Source organism: Psychrobacter sp. (genome assembly GCF_036731945.1).
Taxonomy (GTDB): Bacteria; Pseudomonadota; Gammaproteobacteria; order Pseudomonadales; family Moraxellaceae; genus Psychrobacter.
The window spans coordinates 7223-7820 of sequence record NZ_DAINDI010000092.1 but is presented as its reverse complement, the minus strand read 5'-3'; the positions used below and the strand labels follow the sequence as shown (position 1 = coordinate 7820).

General features: G+C 49.2%; 1 protein-coding gene. It reads left to right on the top strand.

The window, feature by feature from the left end:
• A partial coding sequence (locus V7D75_RS13545) for a SulP family inorganic anion transporter (protein ID WP_333614981.1) occupies nucleotides 1-598 on the top strand: 598 nt, incomplete at both ends.

Below are 598 nucleotides of genomic sequence, written 5' to 3'. Positions count from 1 at the left end.
GGCTTTTTTCAAAGCTTTACGGTCGCTGGCGGCTTTTCACGTACGGCGATTAATGCCGACTCAGGCGCCAAAACGCCAGTCGCAAGTCTGGTCACTGTGTTGGTTATGATTGCTGCGTTAATCGCCTTTGGTCATTTATTAGCGCCTCTGCCCTACGCCCTCTTGGGCGCGACTATTATGACGTCAATTATCGGTCTCATTGATATGGCGACTTTAAAGTCAGCATGGCAACGCGACCGCTTAGATGCGGCGAGCTTTTTGGCGGCATTTATCGGGGTGCTGATATTTGGGTTAAATACGGGCTTAGTCATCGGTTTGATGGTGTCGTTTGCTAGCCTTATTTGGCAGTCGAGTAAACCACATGTCGCTGTTGTCGGGCAGCTAGCGGGTACAGGACATTTTCGCAACATCAATCGTCATGATGTGGTGACCTTTAGCAATTTATTGATGCTGCGTATCGATGAGAGCTTGTTTTTTGGCAATAGTGAATCCGTGCATCGCAGCGTCATACAAGCGACGCGGCAGTACCCCGATGCGCATGAAGTTATCCTGATTATGTCAGCGGTCAATCATATTGACTTGACCGGACAAGAGATGC